14 protein-coding genes and 1 pseudogene are annotated in these 17,838 nt (G+C 72.8%); 6 read left to right on the forward strand and 9 right to left on the reverse strand.

The features are described 5' to 3' along the window. Positions 1–56: 56 nt before the first annotated feature. Both KUA19_RS21115 and KUA19_RS21120 read right to left on the reverse strand, forming a co-directional pair. The gene (locus KUA19_RS21115; protein ID WP_217398110.1) at positions 57–722 is read right to left on the reverse strand and encodes a 4'-phosphopantetheinyl transferase family protein; all 666 of its coding nucleotides are present in this window, start codon (positions 720–722) and stop codon (positions 57–59) included. After that, positions 719–1,573 carry a metallophosphoesterase family protein gene (locus KUA19_RS21120; protein WP_217398112.1) on the reverse strand — a complete coding sequence of 285 codons (855 nt, stop codon included), beginning with the start codon at positions 1,571–1,573 and terminating at the stop codon, positions 719–721. Before KUA19_RS21120 ends, KUA19_RS21115 begins: the two co-directional genes overlap by 4 nt. A 110-nt stretch (positions 1,574–1,683) precedes the next feature. Here KUA19_RS21120 and KUA19_RS21125 point away from each other — a divergent pair, with 110 nt between their 5' ends. Next, complete coding sequence (locus tag KUA19_RS21125) at positions 1,684–3,324, forward strand: RecQ family ATP-dependent DNA helicase (protein ID WP_217398114.1); 1,641 nt, start codon at positions 1,684–1,686, stop codon at positions 3,322–3,324. A gap of 1,174 nt (positions 3,325–4,498) precedes the next feature. On the opposite strand, the pseudogene KUA19_RS42930 reads toward KUA19_RS21125, so the two are convergent. Continuing rightward, positions 4,499–4,957 (reverse strand): annotated as a pseudogene (locus KUA19_RS42930) (SigE family RNA polymerase sigma factor); the annotation flags it as partial. A 71-nt stretch (positions 4,958–5,028) separates the two neighbouring features. After that, positions 5,029–6,504, reverse strand: coding sequence for an FAD-dependent oxidoreductase (locus tag KUA19_RS21135; protein ID WP_217398118.1), 1,476 nt, complete (start codon positions 6,502–6,504; stop codon positions 5,029–5,031). A gap of 135 nt (positions 6,505–6,639) precedes the next feature. On the opposite strand from KUA19_RS21135, the gene KUA19_RS21140 reads away from it, so the two are divergent. Continuing rightward, positions 6,640–7,221 carry a sugar O-acetyltransferase gene (locus KUA19_RS21140; RefSeq protein WP_254549855.1) on the forward strand — a complete coding sequence of 194 codons (582 nt, stop codon included), beginning with the start codon at positions 6,640–6,642 and terminating at the stop codon, positions 7,219–7,221. A gap of 9 nt (positions 7,222–7,230) precedes the next feature. Here the strand turns inward: KUA19_RS21140 and KUA19_RS21145 are convergent, their stop codons facing one another. Next, the gene (locus KUA19_RS21145; RefSeq protein ID WP_217398120.1) at positions 7,231–7,575 is read right to left on the reverse strand and encodes a cupin domain-containing protein; all 345 of its coding nucleotides are present in this window, start codon (positions 7,573–7,575) and stop codon (positions 7,231–7,233) included. A gap of 70 nt (positions 7,576–7,645) precedes the next feature. Here KUA19_RS21145 and KUA19_RS21150 point away from each other — a divergent pair, with 70 nt between their 5' ends. After that, positions 7,646–8,260 (forward strand): TetR/AcrR family transcriptional regulator, encoded by a 615-nt coding sequence (locus tag KUA19_RS21150; protein WP_217398121.1) that lies wholly within the window; start codon positions 7,646–7,648, stop codon positions 8,258–8,260. Here the strand turns inward: KUA19_RS21150 and KUA19_RS21155 are convergent. Genes KUA19_RS21155 through KUA19_RS21170 form a run of 4 tightly spaced genes read right to left on the reverse strand, consistent with a single transcriptional unit; the run spans position 8,236 to position 13,507 of the window. Then, positions 8,236–10,269, reverse strand: a complete 2,034-nt coding sequence (locus KUA19_RS21155) for a 3-hydroxyacyl-CoA dehydrogenase NAD-binding domain-containing protein (protein WP_254549891.1) — start codon at positions 10,267–10,269, stop codon at positions 8,236–8,238. The two genes, KUA19_RS21150 and KUA19_RS21155, sit on opposite strands and share 25 nt — an antisense overlap. 56 nt (positions 10,270–10,325) lie before the next feature. Further along, positions 10,326–11,540 (reverse strand): acetyl-CoA C-acetyltransferase, encoded by a 1,215-nt coding sequence (locus KUA19_RS21160; RefSeq protein WP_217398125.1) that lies wholly within the window; start codon positions 11,538–11,540, stop codon positions 10,326–10,328. Next, positions 11,530–12,702: an acyl-CoA dehydrogenase family protein gene (locus tag KUA19_RS21165; RefSeq protein ID WP_217398126.1), complete on the reverse strand. Its 1,173-nt coding sequence runs from the start codon at positions 12,700–12,702 to the stop codon at positions 11,530–11,532. Before KUA19_RS21165 ends, KUA19_RS21160 begins: the two co-directional genes overlap by 11 nt. A gap of 16 nt (positions 12,703–12,718) precedes the next feature. Continuing rightward, the gene (locus KUA19_RS21170) at positions 12,719–13,507 is read right to left on the reverse strand and encodes an alpha/beta fold hydrolase (protein WP_217398128.1); all 789 of its coding nucleotides are present in this window, start codon (positions 13,505–13,507) and stop codon (positions 12,719–12,721) included. A gap of 51 nt (positions 13,508–13,558) precedes the next feature. Here KUA19_RS21170 and KUA19_RS21175 point away from each other — a divergent pair, with 51 nt between their 5' ends. The 3 genes from KUA19_RS21175 (at position 13,559) to KUA19_RS21185 (ending at position 17,636) form a co-directional block, all read left to right on the forward strand. Next, positions 13,559–15,271 carry a GMC oxidoreductase gene (locus KUA19_RS21175; protein ID WP_217398130.1) on the forward strand — a complete coding sequence of 571 codons (1,713 nt, stop codon included), beginning with the start codon at positions 13,559–13,561 and terminating at the stop codon, positions 15,269–15,271. Between the two features lie 108 nt (positions 15,272–15,379). Further along, the gene (locus KUA19_RS21180) at positions 15,380–16,000 is read left to right on the forward strand and encodes a TetR/AcrR family transcriptional regulator (protein ID WP_217398132.1); all 621 of its coding nucleotides are present in this window, start codon (positions 15,380–15,382) and stop codon (positions 15,998–16,000) included. 52 nt (positions 16,001–16,052) lie between these two features. After that, complete coding sequence (locus tag KUA19_RS21185; RefSeq protein WP_217398134.1) at positions 16,053–17,636, forward strand: flavin-containing monooxygenase; 1,584 nt, start codon at positions 16,053–16,055, stop codon at positions 17,634–17,636. The last annotated feature ends 202 nt before the right edge of the window (positions 17,637–17,838 follow it).

The following is a 17,838-nucleotide window of genomic DNA, read 5'->3' on the forward strand; positions in this document are numbered from 1 at the left end:
CGTGACAGTGCTGGAACACCATAGGCGGGCCCGTCACGTGCCGTGCGTCCGGTCGGTCAGACCGCCACGGTGATCCCCGCCACCACGAGTCCGCCGGCGACGTGCCAACGCCCGTCGAAGCCGGTCAGCACCCGGCCGTCGGGGCAGTCCCCGGGCACCAGCAGCCGGGCCCGGAAGGTGCCCGCAAGTGGGTCGACGGCCACGTCGGCCTCCAGGAAGTCCAGCCAGCGGCCGCCGGTCAGCGGCGACCACGCCTTGTAGACGGCCTCCTTGGCGCAGAACAACAGCCGGTCCCAGTGCACGTGCGGGGCGGTGCGGGCCAGGCCGTCCAGGTGCCGCCGCTCGGACTCCGACGTGATCATGCCGAGCACGCCGTCGGGCAGGGTGGCGTGCGGTTCGGCGTCGATGCCGACCGAGGCGAGGTCGGCCGCGCGAGCCACCGCCGCGGCGCGATAGCCGTCGCAGTGCGTCATGCTGCCGACGATCCCGGCGGGCCAGCCCGGGGCACCGCGTACGCCGGGCAGCAGCGGCACCGGCGCGACCCCGAGCTCGCCCAGCGCCGCACGGGCGCAGACCCGGACCGTGGTGAACTCGCGGCGCCGCTTGTCGACCGCCTTGGCGATGTGCGTCGCCTCCTGCGGGAACAGCGCGTCGGGGGTGTGCTCGGGATCGGCGAACAACTCGGCGACGCGTACGCCGGGCGGCAGCACCTGCTCGATCATGCCGCCACCGGCAGGATCAGCCGGGGCTTGGGCGGCGTCGGGCCCCGGTGGCCCCACTCGCGTGGGTAGCCCACCGACACCTCCTCGAACCGCACCCCGTCCTCCCAGGTGGTGCGCGGGATGTGCAGGTGGCCGTAGACCACGGCGGCGGCCCGGTAGCGCACGTGCCAGTCGGCCGACAACTCGGTGCCGCACCACTGCGCGAACACCGGGTAGCGCAGCACCAGCGTGGGCGTACGGGTCAGCGGCCAGTGGTTGACCAGCACCGTCGGCAGGGTCTCGTCCCGTTCGGCCAGCCGCCGCTGGGTGTGCTCCACCCGCGCCCGGCACCACGCCTCCCGGCTCGGATACGGGTCGGGGTGCAGCACGTACTCGTCCGAGCAGACGATGCCCTCGGCGTACGCCTGGGCCAGGCCCTCCTCCTTGTTCTTCGCCCCGGCGGGGCGGAACGTGTAGTCGTACAGCAGGAACAGCGGCGCGACCGTGACCGGGCCGCCGGGGCCGGACCACACCGGGAACGGGTCCTCCGGGGTGGCCACGTCCAGCTCGCGGCACACCTTGACCAGCAGGTCGTAGCGGTCGGTCCCGCGCACCTGCACCGGGTCGTGCGGCGAGGTCCACAGCTCGTGGTTGCCCGGCGACCAGATCACCTTGGCCCAGCGGGAGGCGAGCGTCTCCAGCACCGTGGCCACGTCGGCGACGTTCTCGGCGACGTCACCGGCGACGATGAGCCAGTCGCCCGGGTCGTCGGGCCGCAGCGACAGGGCGTACTCCCGGTTCTGCGGATACGCCACGTGCAGGTCGCTGATCGCGTAGAGCCCCGCCATCCGATGCCTCACCCATCCGTCCATATCGGTGCCTGTCCACCGTGACCATGCTGCCATGTCGTGGTGAGGTTCCCCGCCCGCGTCGGTGCGCACCGGTCCGTACCGGCCGCACGGGCGCGTGGCACACTGCCGTGATGCGCAGCGAACCTACGCCCACGCCCACCGAGGACCTCGACCGGCTGCGGGAGGTGGCGCGGCGGGTGTTCGGCTGGCCGTCGCTGCGGCCCGCGCAGGAAGAGGCGATGGCGCAGGTCATGGCCGAGCGCGACACGCTCGTGGTCTCCCCCACCGGCTCGGGCAAGTCGGCGATCTACCAGGTGCCCGCGATGTTGGTCGGCGGCCCGACCATCGTGGTGTCGCCGCTCATCGCCCTGCAGCGCGACCAGGTGCAGCGCCTGCTGGAGCACGGCGCCGCCGACGCGCACGTGGTCAACTCTTCCCGCTCGGACAGCGCGAACGCGGCCGCGTTCGCGGCGCTGCGGGCGGGCACGGCCGAGTTCCTGTTCCTGGCACCCGAGCAGTTGGCCAAGGACGAGGTGGTGGCCGAGCTGGCCGAGGCGAAGCCGTCGCTGTTCGTGGTGGACGAGGCGCACTGCGTCTCGTCCTGGGGGCACGACTTCCGGCCCGACTACCTGCGGCTGGGCGAGGTCGTGGCCCGGCTCGGGCACCCGACCGTGCTCGCGCTGACCGCGACCGCGTCGCCGCCGGTGCGCGCCGACATCGTCGAGCGGCTGGGCATGCGCGACGCGCTGGAGCTGGTGAAGGGCTTCGACCGACCCAACATCCGGTTGGAGGTCTCCCGCGAGATCACCGAGCGGGAGAAGCGCCGCGAGCTCGTCGACCGGATCATCGCCCTGGACCCGCCCGGCCTGCTCTACGTGCAGACCCGCGCCGAGACCGAGGAGTACGCGCAGGCGCTGACCGAGGCCGGTGAGGAGGCGTACGCCTACCACGCCGGGCTGTCGGCCCCGGAGCGGGCGCGGGTGCACGACGCGTTCCTCGCCTCCGACCGGGTCATCGTGGTCGCCACCTCCGCATTCGGCATGGGCATCGACAAGCCGGGGGTACGGTTCGTCGTGCACGCCGCGCCCGCCGAGTCGCTGGACTCGTACTACCAGCAGATCGGCCGCGCGGGCCGCGACGGCGACCCGGCCACGGCCGTGCTCTACTTCCGCCCCGAGGACCTGCGCCTGCCGCGCTTCTTCTCCTCCGGCACCGTCGACGAGGAGCTGCTGACCTTGGTCGCCACCGCGCTGCGGGCCGCGGACAGGCCGGTGGACATCGACGACCTCGTCGCCGAACTGGACGTCACCCGGGCCCGGATCACCCGCGCCGCCAACCTGCTGCAGCAGGCCGAGGCGCTGACCTCCGGCCCCGAGGGCCTGCGCTGGTCCGGCGGCACGCCGGAGCAGGCCGTCGCGGCCGCCGCGCAGGAGGCCGAGCAGCAGCGGACCATCGAGCTGACCCGCGTCGAGATGATGCGGGGGTACGCCGAGACCGACGACTGCCGCCGCCAGTTCCTGCTCGGCTACTTCGGCGAGCAGCTGCCCGGCCTGTGCGGCAACTGCGACACCTGCGCCGCCGGGACCGCGCAGGACGACGCGGGCACCGACGGCGAGTTCGCGGTGCAGGCGCCGGTGCGGCACGCCGAGTGGGGCCCCGGCATCGTCATGCGCACCGAACCCGACCGGATCACGGTGCTGTTCGACGAGGTCGGCTACCGCACCCTGTCGCTGAAGGCGGTCCGCGCCCGCAACCTGCTCACCCTCGACTAGGCAGCCGGGAGCCGAGGATGCCGAAGATGGCGCCGCAGCCCGGCGGACGGTAGTCGAAGCCGTCGGTCAGGCGGAGCACCACGGTGCCGGGCAGCGAGTCGGCCGGGGTTCGCCTGATCGCCGCGCCGTCGTTCCACAGCAGCTCGTCACCTCGGTAGCAGATCGGACTCGCGACCGCCCCCGCGACGCCGGGTAGGTCCAGCCGCCGCAGGACCTGCCCGTCCGCCAGCGAGAACTCGAGCACGCCGGCCTGCTCGGTGCCGACATACCAGTCCGGGTTCTCGCCCGCGGGGCGCCGGAAGAAGACGACCGCGCCGATCCCGCCGGACCGGGCGAGGACCGCGCGCCGCCCCCAGGTCAGCAGGTGCACGAAGCCCGTGTCGTCGTTGTCGGTCACCAAGGCGAGATCCTCGTGGTCACCCAGGTGCGCGGTGGCGTCCACCCGCAGCTCCCGGGCGGCGCCGGTCGCCGGGGTGAACACCTTCAGCGTCAGCCGCGTCGAGGGCTGGCCCTTGTGGTACGAGCTGAGCAGCAGTTCCCCGCTGTCGAGCACCGCCACGGCGGTGGCGACCGCTTCGTAACCGAAGCCCCGGACGCCCAGATCGCCCATGGACACCAGCTTGCCGTCCGCCGAGGAGGCCGCAAGGGGGACGGCGAACATCCAGTTACCCGACGGTGACCACAGGATCTGTGCGAAAGCCCCCAGGATCGGATGCTCCGCCGTGCCGGTCAGGTCACGCAGGACGATCCCGACCTCTGTTCTGGTCACCAGCCACCGGCCGTCTGGCGAGAGGTCGAACCCGCCGTGCGACGCTCCCGGGACCTTCCACCAGCTGCCGTCCTCGGTCACCAGATAGCTGCCCACCGACATCCGCACCTGGCCGATGCCCTCGTAGGCGGGTAGCGGTGCTGCCTGAAGCCTGCGGTCCGGGACCGCGGTGGGCAGGCTCGGCAGCGGTGGCAGCGGCGTCGGCGAGGGTGAGGGCGAGGTCGACGGCGGGAGCGGATGCCGTCCGGGCAGTCCGGCCCACAGGAGGGTCGCCGCCACCAGCAGCGGCACCAGGATGAGCGCGGCCGCGCCCGCGATCGTGGCGACCTTGCGACGGCGGGCGGCGGCGACGGCGGCCGGCCCGTCGGCGTACTGGCCGGCCTGCTCGGCGTAGAGGGGCAGCGCCTCGCGCAGGCGTACCAGGGCGTCGTGGGTGTTGCGTTTGACCGCTCCGACCGAACAGCCGATCACCGAGGCGGTCTCGGCCTCCGACAGGTCCTCGTAGAAGCGCAGCACCACGGCCGCCCGCTGCCGCGGCGACAGCCTGCCCAGGGCGTGGCCGAGCGCGATCCGGTCGACGATCCGCTGCTCGTGGCCCGGCACCGCGACGTCGGGCACCTCCGGGATCGGACTGGCCGGGCGACGCCGCCACCACGAGATCCGCTCGTTGACCATGATCCGCCGGACGTACGCCTCCGGCTCACCGCCCGCGCAGATGCGCCGCCACCGCGCCGCCGCCTTGGCCAGCGCCGCCTGCACCAGGTCCTCCGCCGCGTGGTGCTCTCCCGTCAACAGGAAAGCCGTACGCGACAGCGCCCCACCCCGTGCCACCACGAACTCCTGGAACCCGTCGAACCTGTCCACCCGCCACCTCCACTGATCCACACGCGGCCGCGACGCTCCAGGTTGGGGGGTGCCGGGCAGGTGGCCGCACGCTACCGTCCGGGCGCCACCCGGGCCAGGTAGTCGGCCAGGTCCCCCTCCGAGTCGGTGGTGACGCCCAGGTAGCCGTCGGGGCGCACCAGGTGGAACGCGTGACCGCCGTAGCCGCCGCGGAGGCTGCCGGGTCGCACCACGTGCACCCGTACGCCCTCGGGGGCGGTCACCGGGCGGGTGGCCAGCAGGGTGAAGTGCGGCCCTCGGAACAGGTCGAACAGCCGCACCGGGGTCCCGTCGACCAGGCGGGCGCGGCCGTCAGGGGCCCGCTCGCCGCCGCGCTCGCCGACCGCGAGCGGGCCGCCCCGGTAGTTGAGCAGCAACTGGCCGGTCTCCTCATCGCGCTTGAGCGCCTTGCGGGCGCCCTTGTTCGCCTGGTCGAGCAGGCGGGTGGACAGGCCGAGGATGCTCGCCGCGACCGGCATCCGCTCCTGCTCGTAGGTGTCCAGCAGCGACTCCGGCGCCCCACCCAGGACCGCCCCGAGCTTCCAGCCCAGGTTGTAGGCGTCCTGCACGCCAGTGTTCAGACCCTGGCCGCCCGCGGGCGAGTGCACGTGGGCGGCGTCTCCGGCCAGGAACACCCGGCCCACGCGGTAGCGGTCGACCATGCGGATGTTGACCCGGTAGACCGACGCCCAGGTCAGCGCGGTGACACGGGCGTCGCGCAGGCCCGTGTCCGCGGCGAACAGCCGCTGAAAGGCCGCCAGTGACAGGTCGGGCTCCACCCCGGGCGCCAGCGGCGCGGTGAGCTGGAACGTGTCGGTGTGCGGCAGCGGGCAGACGGCGACCTTGAGCTGCCGCCGCCACGGGTTGATCCATACCTGCCAGGCGTCGCGGGCCAGCCCCTCGACCCGTACGTCGCCGATGATCATCCGCTCCTCCTCGCGGGTCTCGCCGACGAACCCGATCCCGAGCGCCTTGCGGATGGTGCTGCGGCCGCCGTCCGCCCCGACCAGGTAGCGGGCCCGCACCGTCGCGACGGCACCGGCGGCGTCGCGCAGCACGGCGGTGACCGCGTCCTCGTCCTGGGTGAACTCCGCGAGCTCGACGCCGGTCTCGACCTTGCCGCCCAGCTCGGCCAGGCGGTCGCGCAGGATCTGCTCGGTGCGCCACTGCGGCTGCATCATGATCATCGGGTACGGCACGGCGTCGGTCGGCTCCTGCCACTTGTGCATGGACGCCTTCCACACCGGCACCCGCCCCGCGTACACCCGGATCACCGGGTAGTGCGCGCCGGTGCGCCGGATCTCGTCGATGACACCGAGGTCGTCGAAGACCTCCAGGGTGCGCGGCTGCAGCCCCTTGCCGCGCGAGCCGGACAGGTGCGGCTGGTCGCCGTTGCCCCGGCCGACGGCGTCGCGCTCCACGATGCGGAACGAGACGCCGCGCCGGGCTAGGTCCACCGCGAGGGTGAGCCCGGTCGGGCCGGAGCCGACGATGAGGACGTCGATGCGGGAGGTGTCGTCGCGAGTCATGCGCAGATCCTGTCGAGCCGCGCTGACACGGGGCTGACACGTCCCGACGCGCCGCTGACACCGCCACCCCGCTGACACCGACGCGCCGCGCGGGCTGCGGTTCCCGACGGCGTCGCTGTGGCAGGGTGCGAAGCCATGAGCCACCACGATCCGGCCGACGCCCGCAGCCAGCGCGAACGCATGCTGGCCGGTGACCTGTACCAGGGCAGCGACCCGGTGCTGGCCGCCGAGAGCGACCAGGCGCGGCGGCTGTGCGCCCGGTTCAACGCGTGCGACCCGGCCGACCCGCACCGCCGCGAGATCCTGTCGGAGCTGCTGGGCTCGCTCGGCGCGGGCACCGAGATACGCGCGCCGTTCTACTGCGACTACGGCCACCAGATCCGGATCGGGGCGCGCTGCTTCGCCAACTTCGGGCTGGTCGCGCTGGACGTCGCCGCCATCACCATCGGCGACGACGTCCAGATCGGACCGAACGTGCAGCTGCTGACCCCGACGCACCCGCTGGAGCCGGGGCCGCGCCGCGACAAGTGGGAGGCGGCGCTGCCGATCACCATCGGCGACAACGTGTGGCTGGGCGGCGGCGCGATCATCCTGCCTGGAGTCACCGTCGGCGAGAACAGCGTCATCGGGGCGGGCGCCGTGGTCACCCGCGACGTCCCACCCGACGTGGTCGCCGTGGGCAACCCGGCCCGGGTGATCCGCCGCCTGGACCGATGAGCCGCGACGTCACGGTGTCGGGCCGAGCACTCCGGTGGGTGCCGGTGCCGGGCCCGGCTCCTTGAGCTCGACGAGGATGGTGTGGGTGACGGTGGCGCCGATGTTCTCGCCGACGTGCTCCTGGGCGGCCAGCCAGCGCACCTGCCCGGCGGCGAGGTCCACTTCGACCTCGCGGTCGCCGGAGGAGACCCTGCGTCGGAACCCGCTGAGGGTGTACATCACGCTGTCCGGATGGCGGTGCGGATGGGTTCTGTCGCCGGGGCGGTCCCGGTACTCCAGCACGCGCACGCGGTCGTTCTCGAAGATGACGGTGTAGAACTCCGGGTCGGTGACGGCCGGATCGTCGTGACTCATTGGCGCATCAGCTCCTGAAAGGCCATGCGATGAGCGAATCTGTTTATGGGACTACGGTACCATGATGGAGATGTCGATGCCATATGAGGCGACCGGTCGTACCAACCAGAAGGCGCGTACCCGGCAGGCGCTGATCGAGGCGGCCCGGCGGCTGCTGGCCGACGGGCAGACGCCGCAGGTGGAGGACGCGGCCGAGGCGGCGGGAATCTCCCGGACCACCGCCTACCGCTACTTCGGCAACCAGCGCGCGCTGCTGCAGGCCGCCCACCCCGACATCGCACCGGCCACCCTGCTCGGCCCGGACGCACCCGGCGCGCTGCCCGCGCGGCTGGACGCGTTCGTCGAGGCGTTCTGCGACTACAACTTCACCTGGCAGCATCAGCTGCGGGCGGCGCTGCGACTGGCGTTGGAACCCGGCACGGCACCGCCCACCCTGCGGCAGGGGCGCGCCGTCGCCTGGGTCGAGGACGCGCTGCGGCCGCTGGCGCAGACGCATCCGCAGGTGGACATCAACGAGCTGGCGGTGGCGATCCGGTCGGCCATCGGCATCGAGTCGCTGATCTGGCTGACCGACATCGCCGGGTACGACCGCACGCAGGCGACCCGGACGGTCCACCGGACCGCCCGGGCGCTGCTGGCCGCCGCCACGGGCGGCACGGATCAGGGGCGGAAGCGCTCGCCGTAACGTTGGGCCAGTTCGCACGCGCGCCCGGCGAAGTCCGCGTGCTGAGCGATGAAGCGCAGCACGCCGCCGGTCCACGCCGGATAGCCGATGCCGAGGATCGAGCCGATGTTGCCGTCGGCCTCGGACCGCAGCACCCCCTCGTCGAGGCACCGGCGCGACTCGATCGCCTCGACGAACAGCATCCGGTCCTTGATGTCCGTCAGCGGCACCGCCCGCCCCGCCTCGGTGGCGTACGCCGACAACCCCGACCACAGCCCGCTCCGGCGACCACCGGCGTACTCGTAGAACCCGGCGCCGCCGGAGCGGCCCGGACGCCGGTGCGTGTCGACCAGGGCGTCGATCAGCCCGTGCGCCGGCACGTCGGCGCGTGCCTGCCCGGCGGCCTGTGCCGAGCGGCGGATGCGCTGCATCAGTGTCAGGGTCACCTCGTCGGCCAGCGCCAGTGGCCCGGTCGGGTAGCCCGCCTGCAGCGCCGCGTGCTCGATCGAGGCGGGCGGCACGCCCTCGGCGACCATGGTGATCGCCTCCTCGATGAACGTGCCGATGACTCGGCTGGTGAAGAAGCCCCGGCTGTCGTTGACCACGATCGGCGTCTTGCCGATCAGGCGTCCCAGGTCGAACGCGCGGGCGATGGCGGCGTCGCTGGTCTGCGCGCCGACCACGATCTCCAGCAGCGGCATCTTGTCCACCGGCGAGAAGAAGTGCATGCCGACGACGTCGCCGGGCCGGTCCAGCGGCTTGGCGATCTGGGTGATGGGCAGCGTGGAGGTGTTCGAGGCCAGCAGCGCGCCGTCTCCCACGACCGCGCCGACCTCGGCCAGCACCTTGTGCTTGAGGTCCAGGTCCTCGAAGACGGCCTCGATGACCACGTCGCAGCCGGCCAGGTCGGCCATGTCCGCGGTCGGCGTGATCCGGTCCAGCAGCGCGGCCGCCCGCTCGGCGCTCAGCCGTCCCTTGGCCACCTGCCCGGCCACCAACTTCTCGCTGTAGGCACGCCCCTTGGCAGCCGCTTCCAGGGTCATGTCCCTGAGCACGACGTCGAGCCCGGCCTTGGCGCAGACGTAGGCGATACCCGCGCCCATCATGCCCGCCCCGAGCACGGCCACCCGGGCGGCCGCGGTCGGCGGCAGCTGCGGCCGGTTGGCACCGGAGTTGACCGCCTTCAGGTCGAAGAACAGCGCCCCGATCATGTTCTTGGCGATCTGCCCGGTCAGCAGGCTCACCAGGTATCGCGTCTCGATCAGCGTCGCGGTGTCCACGTCGACGAGGGCGCCCTCGACCGCCGTGGCCAGGATCGCCTCGGGCGCGGGCAGGCTCGCCCCCTTGAGCTGCTTGCGCAGGTTCGCCGCGTACGCGGGTAGCTGGGCGGCGACCTTGGGGTCGTTCGGGCCGCCGCCGGGGATGCGGAAGCCCTTGCGGTCCCAGGGCTGAGTCGCGTCGGGGTTGGCCGCGATCCAGGCTCGCGCCGCCGCGAACATCTGCTCCGGGGTCGGCACGACCTCGTCGGCGAGCCCGGCCTCCTGCGCGTCGGCGGGGCGGAACTGGCGACCGGTGAGCAGCACGTTCATCAGCGCCGGGGCCAGGCCCAGCATGCGTACGGTCCGGGTGACGCCGCCCGCGCCGGGCAGCAACCCGAGGGTGACCTCGGGAAAGCCCAGACGGCAGCCTTTCGCGTCGAGCACGACGCGGTGGTGGCAGGCCAACGCGATCTCCAGGCCGCCGCCCAGCGCTGAGCCGTTGACCGCCGCGACGACCGGACGGCCCAGCTTCTCCAGGCGGCGCAGGTCGTGCTTGATCCGGTTGACCAGGTCGGTCAGCGCGGCCGCGTCCTCGGGGCGGGCCCGGACCATCAGGTCGAGGTCGCCACCGGCGAAGAAGGTGGACTTCGCACTGGTCACGATCACGCCGGTGATCCGGCCGCGCTCGGCTTCGAGGCGGTCGAGCGCGGCGCCCATCGCGGTGACGTACCGGTCGTTCATGGTGTTGGCGGACTGCTCGGGGTCGTCCATGGTCAGCGTGACGACGCCGTCGGCGTCCAGTTCGTACGAGATCACAGCCTCGCCCCTCAGCGGCGCTCGATGATGGTGGCGACGCCCATGCCGCCGCCGATGCACAGGGTGATCAGTCCCCGGCGCGCGTCGCGCCGCTCCAGTTCGTCCAGCACCGTGCCGACCAGCATCGCCCCGGTCGCGCCCAGCGGATGCCCCAGCGCGATGGCCCCGCCGTTGACGTTGAGCCGCTCCGGGTCGAGGTCGAGGTCCTTGCGGTAGCGCAGTACGGCGGCGGAGAACGCCTCGTTCATCTCCCACAGGTCGATGTCGTCGGCGGTCAGCCCGGCGGCGGCCAGCGCCTTGCGGCTGGCCGGGGCGGGCCCGGTGAGCATCAGCGTCGGGTCGGCGCCGCTGACGCCGACGGCGGCGATCCGGGCCCGCGGGGTCAGCCCCAACTCTCGCCCGACCTGCTCGGACCCGATGAGCACCAGCGCGGCGCCGTCGACGATGCCGGAGGAGTTTCCGGCCGTGTGCACGTGCTCGATCCCTTCGAGCCAGTGGTATTTGCGCAGCGCGACCGCGTCGAACCCGCCCGCGTCGCCGATCGCCGCGAACGAGGGCGGCAACGCGCCCAGCCCGTCCAGGGTGGTGCCCGGACGCGGGTGCTCGTCGCGTTCCAGGATCATGACGCCGTTGCGGTCGCGCACGGGCACGACCGACCGGTCGAACCAGCCCTCGGCCTGGGCGTGCGCGGCCCGCCGCTGGGAGGTCAGCGCGTACGAGTCGACGTCGGCGCGGCTGAAGCCCTCGACCGTCGCGATCAGGTCCGCGCTGATGCCCTGCGGGATGAACGAGGTGGTCAGCGCGGTCTCGGGGTCCATCGCCCAGGCGCCGCCGTCGGAGCCCATCGGCACCCGCGACATCGACTCGACCCCGCCCGCGACGAGCAGGTGCTCCCATCCGGAACGGATCTTCTGCGCGGCGATGTTGACCGCCTCCAACCCGGAGGCGCAGAACCGGTCCAGTTGCACGCCGCCGACATGGTCGGGCAGCCCGGCCGCCAGGGCCGCCGCCTTGGGCAGCACCCCGCCCTGCTCGCCGACCGGGGTGACGATGCCGAGCAGCAGGTCCTCGATCCGGGCCGGGTCGAGGCCGGGGTTGCGCTCGCGCAGCGCGTCGATCAGGCCGGTGACCAGCGTGATCGGCTTGACGCCGTGCAGCGCGCCGGTGGCCCGGCCGCGACCGCGCGGGGTGCGGACGGCGTCGTAGATGAACGCTTCAGAGGGCACGGGCCAGCAGCTCCTTCATGATCTCGTTCGTGCCGCCGTAGATCTTCTGCGCGCGGGCGTCGGCGTACATACGGGCGATCGGGTACTCGGTCATGTATCCGTAGCCGCCGAACAACTGCAGGCAGCGGTCGATGACACTGCACTGCGACTCGGTCAGGTGGAACTTGGCCATCGCGGCGGTGGGCAGATCGAGGCCGCCGTCGAGGTGGCGCTGCACGCAGTCGTCCAGGAACGTCCGTCCGGTCCGGACCAGGGCGGCACACTCGGCCAGGGTGAACCGGGTGTTCTGCTGGGCGTAGATCGTCTTGCCGAAGGCGGTGCGCTCCTTGGTGTAGGCGACGGTCAGCTCCAGCGCCCGCTCCATCGCCGCGACCGCGCCGACGGCGATGACCAGCCGCTCCTGCGGCAGCTGCTGCATCATCTGGACGAAGCCGAGGCCGGGCAGGCCGCCGAGGATGGCACCGGCGGGCACGCGGTAGTCGTCGAAGAACAGCTCGGCGGTGTCGTTGGCCTGCAAACCGATCTTGTGCAGGGTGCGGCCGCGCCGGCAGCCGGGCGGATCGTCGCGCAGGTCGCAGACGACCAGCGAGATGCCGGAGGCGCCCTGGTCACGGTCGGTCTTGACGGCCAGCAGCAGCAGGTCGGCCAACTGCCCGTTGGTGATGAACGTCTTGGCGCCGTTGATCACCAGGTCGTCGCCGTCGGGCTTGGCCCAGGTGCGCATCGACTGCAGGTCCGACCCGCCCGACGGCTCGGTCATCGCGATCGCCCCGACCAGCTCGCCGCTGCACAGCCCCGGCAGGTAGGCGCGTTTCTGCTCGTCGGTGCCGTACGCGGCCAGGTAGCCGGTGACGATGCCGCTGTGCACGGCCAGCCCGAGGCTCACGTCCCCGGAGTACGTCTGCTGCTCGATCAGGACGGTCTCGTGGCTGAAGTCGCCGCCGCCTCCGCCGTACTGCTCGGGCACGGACAGGCCGAGCAGGCCGAGGGCGCCAGCGCGGCGGTAGAGCTCCCGGTCGGTGTGGCCCTGTGCGGCGAACTCCTGTTCGCGGGGCGTCACCTCCCGGCTGAAGAACGTGGCGACCGTCTCGGCGAGCGCGTCGTGATCGGCGCTGCGCCACCGGGACCGGTAGCCGTCGAGCCCGGGAATTGTGGCGGGCATGGGACCTCCCAACGTCTCAGCCAGCTTTTCCAGTTGTTGGCAGATTGTCAATAGTGGTCTGGGTGATCAGCCGGACACAGGCGTCAGGATCGTCTCCGAACGGTAGGTGGCCGCAGCCGGGCAGGCGCACATGCCGCGCGGACGGCAGTAGTTCGGCCGCACGCCGCGCCTGACGTACGGGCAGGACCAGGTCGCGGCTGCCCCACGCGACCGTCACCGGAATCCGCGACAGCGCACCAGGATCGGTGAACCGGTGCCCGGCGAACGCCGCCCGCGCCGCCGCGAACCCGGGCGCGGCCGCCAGCGCACGGGCGTCGGCCAGCCCGGTCTCCGGGTCGACCCGGCCCGGCCGCCCGTAGAACAGGCCGAACAGGACAGACCGGCCGACCCCGGTGGCCGCGAGCCGGGGCAGCGACGGTCCAAGCCCGCGCGCGGCACCCCGGCCGAGGGTGACCGAGGCCTGGCACCAGCGGCGTCCCAGCGGCCCCCAGAAGCCGATCGGGGCGAACGCGGTCACCGACCGGGCGATGCCGCGTCGGCCCAGCTCCAGCGCGACGCCGCCACCCAGCGAACTGCCGACGACGTGACACGGTCGCCCCGCCCGATCCGCCACCGCGTCGGCGAAGGCCGCCACGTCGGCACGCGGCGCGACCGGCGAGTCGCCGAACCCGGGCAGGTCGACGGCGAGGACCTCGAAGCGGGACTCCAGCGCGGGCAGGACGGGCCGCCACAACCGCCAGGTGCCGCCGATGCCGTGGATCAGGACGAGCAGCTCCCCGGAGCCGCCCCGGTGATGCGAGAGCATGACCCCACGGTAGTTGTTGACAGGCCGACAACAACAGGGCACGGTTTCGGCATGTCCTCGCTGGACCCCAACCTCGACTACGACGTGCTCGTCATCGGCTCCGGCTTCGGCGGCAGCGTCAGCGCGCTGCGGCTGACCGAGAAGGGCTACCGCGTCGGCGTGCTGGAGACCGGACGCCGGTTCGCCGACGCCGACTTCGCCAAGACCTCGTGGCGGCTGCGCGACTACCTGTTCGCTCCGGCCCTGGGCTGCTACGGCATCCTGCGGATGACGGTGCTGCCGGACGTGCTGGTGATGACCGGCGCGGGCGTCGGCGGCGGGTCACTCGGCTACGCCAACACCCTCTACCAGCCGCCGGACGTGTTCTTCGCCGATCCGCAGTGGGCCGACATCACCGACTGGAAGCGCGAGCTCGCGCCGTACTACGACCAGGCCACCCGCATGCTCGGAGTGGCGACCAATCCGGTGCACACCGCGTCGGACGAGGTGCTGCGCGAGGTCGCGCGGGACATGGGGGTCGGCCACACGTTCCGGCCGACGCCGGTCGGGGTCCTGTTCGGACCGGAGCCTGGGCGGCCGGTGGCAGACCCGTACTTCGGCGGCGCCGGGCCGCAGCGGACCACCTGCACGTTCTGCGGGGCGTGCATGACCGGGTGCCGGGTCGGCGCGAAGAACACCACCGTCAAGAACTACCTGCACCTGGCCGAGCGGGCCGGGGCGGTGGTGCACCCGCTGACCACGGCGGTGTCGGTCGCCCCCCGGCCCGCCGGCGGGTACGCGGTGCGCACCGTGCACACCGGCGGCAAGCTGCGCAGACGGTCCCGGACGTTCACCGCGCAGCAGGTGATCGTGGCGGCCGGGGCGTTGGGCACGCAGCGGCTGCTGCACCACATGAAGCGCGGCGGCACCCTGCCGCACCTGTCCGACCGGCTCGGCGAGCTGAGTCGCACCAACTCCGAGTCGATCCTCGGCCCGCGCACCCGCCGCGACGACCGCGACTTCAGCCACGGCGTGGCGATCACCTCGTCGTTCCACCCGGACGCCGACACCCACATCGAGCCGGTCCGCTACGGGCCGGGCAGCAACCTGCTCGGCCTGATGGCGGCCGTGCTGGTCGACGACACCGGCCGGATGCCGCGCTGGCTGGCCGGGCTGGGCAAGACCCTGGCGAGCTGGCGGGACTGGCCCCGGCTGTTGTGGCCGCGCCGCTGGTCGCAGCAGACGATCGTGCTGCTGGCGATGCAGCCCAAGGACAATTCCATCACGGTACGCGGCAGGCGCGGTCCCCTCGGCGGCCAGCGCCTGACCAGCCGCCCGGGGATCGGCGAACCCGCCCCGCTGTACATCCCGGTCGCGCACGAGGTGACCCGGCGGGTCGCCGAGAAGATCGACGGCGTGCCGATCGGCTCGGTCACCGAGCTGGTGGGACGGCCGGTCACCGGCCACTTCCTGGGCGGGGCCCCCATCGGCGCGGACGCGACGAGCGGGGTCGTCGACGCGTACCACCGCGTCTTCGGCCACCCGGGCCTGCACGTGGTCGACGGCGCGGTGGTCGCGGCCAACCTCGGGGTCAACCCGTCGCTGACCGTCTGCGCGCTGGCCGAGCGGGCACTGGCGATGTGGCCCAACAAGGGCGACGCCGACGCGCGGCCCGAGCTGGGCGCCGCGTACCGGCCGGTGCGGGCGGTGCCGCCGGTCGCGCCGGTGGTGCCCGCGGGGGCGCCCGGTGAGCTGCGGCTGCCGGGTGACAGCACTGCCGGGTGAGGGTGCGCTGGGTGAAGGTGCAGTGGGTGACGGTGCACTGGGTGACGGTGCACTGGGTGACGGTGCACTGGGTGATAATGGCTGACTGTGCCCGCCGGAACGCCTTCGATGACCAGTGACGTGATGCCGCGCGGCCGTCGGCTGGAGCCCGACGCCCGCCGCGAGCAGATTCTGGCGTGCGCGGTGCGGCTGTTCGGCGAGCGGCCGTACGCCGAGGTCAGCACCACCGACATCGCCAACGCCGCGGGCGTCGCCCGAGGTCTGATCAACCACTATTTCGGCACCAAGAAGGGCCTGTTCCTGGAGTCGGTGCGGGTGCTGGTGACGATCCCGGCGGTCGCGGTCGAGCAGCTGCCGCAGGGCGATTTGGCCACCCGCGTCGACGCGAGCGTGGCCTGGTTCCTGGACGTGGTGTCCCGACACAGCCGGTCCTGGCTGGCCGCCGTCGACGGGGGCGGCGTGGGCCGCGACCCCGACGTGGAGCGGGTGCTGGCCGAGGCCGACGAGATCGCCGCCGACAGCATCCTGGTCGCGGTCGGGCTGGCGCAGGCGTCCCGGCACCGCGACGAGCTGCGGGCGATGGTCCGGGCGTACTGCGGGCTGGCCAAGGCGACCGCCCGGGAGTGGCTGGAGCGCGACGCGCTGGACCGCGAGCAGGCGCACCTGCTGCTGGCCACGACGCTGATCACGCTGGTGGAGCGGGTCTTCCCGACCCTCGATCCGAAGTAGACCGGCCGCAACGCCTATTGGCAGTCGGCCAACAAGCTGTTACGTTCCGGCCGTGACACGGGTTGCCATCATCGGGGCCGGGTTCGGCGGCATCGCCGCGGCGCACCTGCTGCGCCAGGCCGGTTTCACGGAGCTGACCATCTTCGAACGGGCCGACGACGTCGGCGGGGTGTGGCGCGACAACACCTACCCGGGCTGCGCCTGCGACATCCCGGCGCCGCTGTACTCGTACTCGTTCGCGCTCAATCCGGACTGGACCCGGCGCTTCCCGCCGCACGGCGAGATCCTCGCCTACCTGCGCCGCTGCGTCGCCGACCTCGGATTGACCCCGCACCTACGGCTCGGCCACGCCATCGCCGAGGCCCGGTGGACCGGCACCCGCTGGCGCCTCACCGGCACCGATGGCGAGGTCGAGGAGTTCGACGTCCTCGTCCCGGCCCTGGGCCAGCTGTCCCAGCCGGTCATCCCGAGGCTCGACGGGGCGGCCGACTTCACCGGCCAGGCGGTGCACACCGCCCGCTGGGACGAGACCGTCGCGGTCGCCGGACGCCGGGTCGGGGTCATCGGCACCGGGGCCAGCGCGATCCAGCTCGTACCGGCGATCGCCGACGCGGCCGCGAGCGTGACCGTCTTCCAGCGCACGCCGCCCTGGACGTTGCCCAAGCCCGACCGCCGCTACGGCCGGGTGCGCCGGGCGCTGAACCGGCGGCTGCCGATCCTGATGCGCGCCGCGCGGGCGGGAACCTGGCTGTTGACCGTGGTCACCGGCAAGGCCGTCACCGGCAATCCGCTGGCCCGGCTCGCGGTCGGGACGCTGTCGCGGGCGCAGCGGTTCGCGCAGGCACGCGGGTTGCGCGCGCAGGTCACGCCGGACTACGCGATGGGCTGCAAGCGGGTGCTGTTCACCGGGAACTGGTTCCGTACGCTGCGCCGCCCTGACGTGCACCTGGTCACCGCCGACGTCGAACGGCTCACCCCGACCGGCGTACGCACCACCGACGGCACCGAACACCCCTGCGACCTGCTCGTCTACGGCACCGGCTTCGCTGCCACCGAGTTCCTCACCTCGCTGCGCGTGCTCGGCCGCGACGGGCTGCTCCTATCCGACCAGTGGCGCGACGGCGCCCACGCCCACCTGGGCATCGCCGTCCCCGGCTTCCCCAACCTGTTCCTGATGTACGGCCCCAACACCAACACCGGCAACACCTCGGTCGTGTACTTCCACGAGGCGCAGGCCCACTACATCGCCCAGGCCGTGGCGGCGGTGCGCGCGTCCGGGCCGCTGGAGGTGCGTGCCGAGGTCGCGGCCGACTTCGACGCGGAGATGCAGCGGCGGCTGTCCGGCAGCGTGTGGTCCGGTTGCGACAGCTGGTACCGCACCGGCAGCGGCCGGATCGTCACCAACTGGCCCGGCATGGCCGGCGAGTACCGCGCCCGCACCCGCCATTTCCACCCCACCGACTACACCTCCCCCACCCCGGCCCCCCCCCCCCCGCCACCACAGGCCCCACCCCGACCTGACCGGCCGCTGGCCAGCGGCCAGCGGCTCAGCGGCCAGCGGGCAGCGGCCAGCGGCCAGCGGCCAGCGGCCAGCGGCCAGCGGCCAGCGGCCAGCGGCAACTTGACCCGACCATGATCGCTGTGCGCGGTCAAAAGGCGGTCGTAGACCTGGCATTCTGACCGCCAATACCGATCTAGAGGCTCCACAAGGCTCAAGATCTTCACCTGCGGTCGAAAGGTGCGCCCGGAGGAGTCGGTTCGCTGCGAAGATCGCCGCCTCCGGTCGCTTTCCGGGCGGGAAGCAGCCCGCGCCCGCCGAAGATCGCCGTCTCCGGTCA

The sequence above is a fragment of the Catellatospora tritici genome (assembly GCF_019083965.1).
GTDB lineage: Bacteria > Actinomycetota > Actinomycetes > Mycobacteriales > Micromonosporaceae > Catellatospora > Catellatospora tritici.

Bases quoted from the DNA above. Each gene is read 5' to 3' on its own strand.
- KUA19_RS21165 (WP_217398126.1), bottom strand. From the start codon at position 12,702: ATGCCCGCCACAATTCCCGGGCTCGACGGCTACCGGTCCCGGTGGCGC.
- KUA19_RS21120 (WP_217398112.1), bottom strand. From the start codon at position 1,573: ATGGACGGATGGGTGAGGCATCGGATGGCGGGGCTCTACGCGATCAGC.
- KUA19_RS21135 (WP_217398118.1), bottom strand. From the start codon at position 6,504: ATGACTCGCGACGACACCTCCCGCATCGACGTCCTCATCGTCGGCTCC.
- KUA19_RS21140 (WP_254549855.1), top strand. From the start codon at position 6,640: ATGAGCCACCACGATCCGGCCGACGCCCGCAGCCAGCGCGAACGCATG.
- KUA19_RS21150 (WP_217398121.1), top strand. From the start codon at position 7,646: ATGTCGATGCCATATGAGGCGACCGGTCGTACCAACCAGAAGGCGCGT.
- KUA19_RS21145 (WP_217398120.1), bottom strand. From the start codon at position 7,575: ATGAGTCACGACGATCCGGCCGTCACCGACCCGGAGTTCTACACCGTC.
- KUA19_RS21155 (WP_254549891.1), bottom strand. From the start codon at position 10,269: ATGGACGACCCCGAGCAGTCCGCCAACACCATGAACGACCGGTACGTC.
- KUA19_RS21125 (WP_217398114.1), top strand. From the start codon at position 1,684: ATGCGCAGCGAACCTACGCCCACGCCCACCGAGGACCTCGACCGGCTG.
- KUA19_RS21175 (WP_217398130.1), top strand. From the start codon at position 13,559: ATGTCCTCGCTGGACCCCAACCTCGACTACGACGTGCTCGTCATCGGC.
- KUA19_RS21180 (WP_217398132.1), top strand. From the start codon at position 15,380: ATGACCAGTGACGTGATGCCGCGCGGCCGTCGGCTGGAGCCCGACGCC.
- KUA19_RS21115 (WP_217398110.1), bottom strand. From the start codon at position 722: ATGATCGAGCAGGTGCTGCCGCCCGGCGTACGCGTCGCCGAGTTGTTC.
- KUA19_RS21170 (WP_217398128.1), bottom strand. From the start codon at position 13,507: ATGCTCTCGCATCACCGGGGCGGCTCCGGGGAGCTGCTCGTCCTGATC.